Genomic DNA, 5,109 nt, shown 5'->3' with positions numbered 1-5,109 from the left:
CCCTGTCGGTGGCGCTGGCCCCGATCCTGCCGCCGGTGCCGGTGTGGAACGGCTTCGACGCCGCCACCGTGCTGACCATCGCCCGCGAGCTGGCGGTCGGGGTGTCGATCGGCTTCCTGCTGCGGCTGATCTTCGAAGCCGGCGCGATGGCCGGCGAAATGGTCGCGCAGGGCACCGGGCTGGCGTTTGCGCAGATGAACGATCCGATGCGCGGCGGCAGCTCCGGCGTGATCGGGCAATGGTTCTACCTGCTGTTCGGCCTGCTGTTCTTCACCGCCAATGGCCACCTGGCGCTGATTTCCCTGTTGATGGACAGCTACAAGGCCCTGCCCATCGGCACCGCCCTGCCCGATCCGCACGCCATGGCGGCGCTGGCGCCCACCCTCGCATTGCAGATCTTCCGTGGCGCACTGACGCTGGCGTTGCCGCTGACGGTGGCCATGCTGGCGGTCAATCTGGCCTTCGGCGTGCTGGCCCGCGCGGCCCCGGCGTTGAACCCGATCCAGTTGGGCCTGCCGGTATCCCTGCTGCTGGGCATGCTGCTGCTGGCGCTGCTGGCCGGTGAAATGGGACCGCCGGTGCAACGCCTGCTCGACACCGCCTTCGATACCGCCCGCCAGGTCACCGGCTGATCCGGACCGGCCGAGGCCCTTTTTGCCGCGCCGATACGCCCGCCTCTTGCTTCCCCCCCCCATGGTGTAGGTAGTCTGGGAGCCGCGCGGGTACTGCCGTGACAGCGGAGCTGCCTGCCACCTCGCACCGGGACGGTGCGGTGCGCCATCTCCGGAGGGGTCCTGATGCTCGTCGGCAGCTATAACCCGTTGTTCGTCGTGCTTTCAGTTCTGGTCGCCATTCTGGCGTCATACACGGCGCTGGACATGGCCGCCCGCGTGTCCGTCGCCGATTCCCGCCGCAGCGCCGCGCTGTGGCTGCTGGCCGGCAGCGGCGCGATGGGTGCGGGTATCTGGTCGATGCACTTCATCGGCATGCTCGCCTTCCGCCTGCCAATCCCGGTGGGCTATGACCTGTGGCTGACGCTGCAATCGCTGCTGGTGGCCATCGCCAGCGCGCTGTTCGCGCTGTGGCTGGTCTCGCGCCCGACCCTGCCGCATCTGCGGCTGGCGCTGGGCGCGCTGCTGATGGGAATAGGCATCGCCTGCATGCATTACCTCGGCATGACCGCCCTGCGCATGCATCCGCAGATCGAGTACGACCGTTTCTGGTTCGCGCTGTCCATCGTGATCGCCGTTGCCGCCTCCTGGAGCGCGTTGTTCATCGCCTTCCGCCTGCGCGCCAGCGACCACCCGCTGCCGGCGCGTCTGGCCGCCGCTATCGTGCTGGGGCTGGCGATCGTCGGCATGCACTACACCGGCATGGCCGCGGCGCATTTTGCCGAGGGCAGTGTCTGCGCCGCGGCCGGTACGGGCGGGCTGCCAACCGAATGGCTGGCCGCCTTCGTGGTGGTGGTATCGGTCGCGGTGATCGGCGTGACGCTGCTGGTCTCGCTGCTGGAACAACGTACCCGGAGCCGGCTGCTGCACCTGCGCAACTCGATGCTGGCCGCCTCGCTGGACGACGCGCGCAAGGAGCTGTTCCACGCCAACCTGCACGACCCGCTGACCGGCCTGCCCAACCGCCAGCGGGCGCTTGAACGGATCGACCAGCAGATCGCCAGCGCCCGCGACGCCGGCCACAGCCTGGCCGTGCTCTCGCTGGATCTGGACGAGTTGCGCCAGATCAACGGCGCCTTCGGCCATCATGTCGGAGACACCGTCCTGGTAGGCGTGTCCGAACGCCTCAGGCAGCTGATGTGCGCCGGGGATCTGGTCGCCCGGCTCGGGGGCGACCAGTTCGTGATCGCCACGCCGATCGAGGACGAGCCGGCGGCCAGACGACTGGCCGAGCGCGTCATCACCGCGATCAACACCCTGCGCGTGGGCGGCCGCGACATGCGCGTGACCTGCAGTATCGGCGTGGCCCTTCTCAGCGCCGACACCGAGGCCGGCCAGTCGCTGGTATCGCTGTCGGAGATCGCGATGCGCCACGCGCAGCAGGCCGGGCGCAACATCCACGCGGTCTATGCCGAGTGGATGAAGGGCAGCGTCGAGCAGGATATCCGCCTGCTCGCGGACCTGCGCTCGGCCATCGGCACGCCGCAACTGCTGCTGCATTACCAGCCTCGCATCCATGCCAACAGCGGCCGTGTCGGCGGGGCCGAAGCGCTGCTGCGCTGGCGCCATCCCGAACATGGCCTGATCCCGTGCGAACGGGTGATCCGGCTGGCCGAGCAGCACGACCTGATGGAGCCGCTGGGCCAGTGGGTGTTGAACGAGGCCTGCCGGCAGATGCGCAGCTGGCAGGATGCCGGTCACCAGGACTGGCGGATATCGGTCAACCTGTCCAGCCGCCAGCTCGGTTCGGGCCAGCTGCTTGGCCAGGTCCGCCAGATCCTGGAGCACAACGGACTGCACCCCTCGCGCCTGATCCTTGAAATCAGCGAAAGCGTGGTGATGCACGATGCCGACACCACCTCCACCTCGTTGCGCGCGCTGGCGGCGCTGGGTATCGGCATTTCCATCGACGACTTCGGTACCGGCTACTCCAGCCTGCTGCAGCTCAAGCGCCTGCCCGCCACCGAGTTGAAGATCGACCGGGCCTTCATCCTGGCGGTGGAGGAGAGCGACGAGGATGTGGTGATCATCTCGGCCATCATCGCGCTGGGCCATGCGCTGAACATGGACGTCGTCGCCGAGGGCATAGAAACGCAGGGCCAGCGTACCTATATCGAGCGTCTGGGCTGCGACTACCTGCAAGGCAACCAGCTCGGCCAGCCGGTCAGTGCCGAAAGCTTCATGCGGCTGCATGGCGGCGTGGCGCTTCCGGCGGTGGACCACAGCGAACCCTGAGCGCCGCGGCCAGCGGAACGCTTCTTGCACGGAGACAGTAAGCTCCCCTTCCGTGCCGCGTGATGTCCGAGAACGACCAGTCCGGCGAAAAGACCGAACTTCCCACCGAAAAACGCCTGCGCGACGCCCGCGAACAGGGCAATATCCCGCGTTCGCGCGAGCTGGCCACCGCCGCGGTGTTCAGCGCGGGCGTGCTGGCCATCTACGCGATGGCCGGCACCATCGGCAGTGGCACCCGCAGCTGGTTGCGTGGTGCCCTGACCCCGGAGGCGGCGCTGTTCCGCAACCCTGACGCGCTGTTCGGGCACGCCGGCTGGCTCCTGTTGAAGTTGATGGTGGCCATTTCACCGCTGATCCTGGTGTGCGTGCTGGCCAGCTTTGTGGCCCCGGTGGTGATGGGGGGCCTGCGCGTCTCGCAGAAGGCGCTGATGCCGGATTTCAACCGGCTCAATCCGATGAACGGGCTCAAGCGGCAGTACGGCCCGGAAGCCCTGGCCGAACTGGCCAAGTCCCTGTTGCGGATCGTATTCGTCGGCACCGCCGCCGGGCTGTGCATGTGGCATGGCATGGACCGCTTGCGCGGGCTGCTGCGCATGCCGCTGGAGAGCGCGGCCAGCAGCGGGTTCGGCTTCACCTTGCAGCTGCTGCTGGCCACCGCCGGGGCGATGTGCCTGCTGGCGGCCATCGACGCGCCGTACCAGAAGTGGAACTGGCTGCGGAAGCTGAAGATGACCCGCGAGGAGCTCAAGCGCGAGCTCAAGGAAAGCGAAGGCAGCCCCGAGATCAAGGGCCGCATCCGCCAGATGCAGATGCAGCTGTCGCAGCGGCGGATGATGGAAGCGGTGCCCAGCGCCGACGTCGTCGTGGTCAACCCGACCCACTACGCGGTGGCACTGAAGTACGAAGGTGGCCGCATGAACGCGCCGACGGTGGTGGCCCGCGGTGTCGATGAGCTGGCCCTGCGCATTCGCCAGGTGGCCGACGGCAACAAGGTCGCCATCGTCTCCGCTCCGCCTTTGGCACGCGCCTTGTATAGAGAAGGGCAACTCGGCAAGGAAATTCCCGTGAGACTGTATTCGGCTGTTGCCCAGGTCCTGTCCTACGTCTACCAGCTGCGCCAGTGGCGCACCGGACCCATGCCCGCGCAACCGCCGTTCGAGGTGGATGAATTCGGCAAGGCAGGCACGCCATGAGCGTGCAATCGATGCCGTTTGGGGTGCGCCGGGCGCTGGAGATGATGCGCAACGGGCTGGGAACGCCATTGATCGTGCTGGCACTGCTGGCGATGGTGGTGATGCCACTGGCCGCGCCGGTGCTGGATGCACTGTTCACCTTCAACATCGCCATTTCGCTGATGGTGCTGCTGGCGGTGGTCTATGTGCAGCGGCCGCTGGATTTCACCATCTTCCCGATCGTGCTGCTGATCACCACGATGCTGCGGCTGGCACTGAACGTGGCCTCCACCCGGGTGATCCTGCTCAATGGCCAGAACGGCCACGAGGCGGCCGGCAAGGTGATCGCCTCGTTCGGCGAATTCGTGATCGGCGGCAACTATGCCGTCGGCATCGTGGTGTTCGCGATCCTGACCATCATCAACTTCGTGGTCATCACCAAGGGCGCCGGACGCGTGTCCGAAGTGGCCGCACGCTTCACCCTCGATGCCATGCCCGGCAAGCAGATGGCCATCGATGCCGACCTCAACGCCGGTTTGCTGACGCGCGAGGAAGCCAAGATCCGTCGCGAGGAAGTCCGCGAGGAAGCCGATTTCTACGGTGCGATGGATGGCGCCAACAAGTTCATCCGCGGCGATGCGATCGCCGGCATCCTGATCCTGTTCATCAATCTGCTCGGCGGCCTGGCCGTTGGCGTGCTGCAGCACGGCATGCCGTTCGGCGACGCGGCCGCCACCTACACCCTGCTGTCCATCGGTGACGGCCTGGTCGCGCAGCTGCCGGCGCTGCTGGTGTCCAGCGCGGTCGCACTGCTGGTCACCCGCGCCTCGCGCAAGCAGGACATGAGCCAGGCGATGATGGGCCAGGTGTTCGGCCAGTACCGTGCCCTGGCCATCGCCGCCGGCATCATCGGCCTGGTCGGCCTGGTGCCGGGCATGCCCAACGTCGCCTTCCTGACGCTGGCGGCGATTCTCGGCTTCCTGGCCTGGAAGTTCTGGAAACGTGACGGCGCCGCGGCCGCCAGCGGCGCC

General features: G+C 67.4%; 4 protein-coding genes. All 4 read left to right on the top strand.

Translation table 11 applies throughout. The features are described from left to right. On the top strand, window positions 1–632 hold a 632-nt coding region (locus JCM9942_RS10760; protein WP_054659597.1), incomplete at its 5' end, for a flagellar biosynthetic protein FliR. 165 nt (window positions 633–797) lie between these two features. Then, on the top strand, window positions 798–2,906 hold the full coding sequence (locus JCM9942_RS10755; protein ID WP_054659595.1) for a putative bifunctional diguanylate cyclase/phosphodiesterase: 2,109 nt from the start codon (window positions 798–800) through the stop codon (window positions 2,904–2,906). 62 nt (window positions 2,907–2,968) lie between these two features. Beyond that, window positions 2,969–4,099, top strand: a complete 1,131-nt coding sequence (gene flhB, locus JCM9942_RS10750) for a flagellar biosynthesis protein FlhB (RefSeq protein WP_054659593.1) — start codon at window positions 2,969–2,971, stop codon at window positions 4,097–4,099. Further along, window positions 4,096–5,109: FHIPEP family type III secretion protein (locus JCM9942_RS10745; protein ID WP_304941139.1), on the top strand; the 1,014-nt coding region annotated here is incomplete at its 3' end. The genes flhB and JCM9942_RS10745, both read left to right, overlap by 4 nt.

The sequence above is a fragment of the Stenotrophomonas pictorum JCM 9942 genome (genome assembly GCF_001310775.1).
Lineage (GTDB): Bacteria > Pseudomonadota > Gammaproteobacteria > Xanthomonadales > Xanthomonadaceae > Stenotrophomonas > Stenotrophomonas pictorum.
The sequence above is the reverse complement of the archived record's forward strand: the minus strand, read 5'-3'. Positions and strand labels throughout refer to the sequence as shown.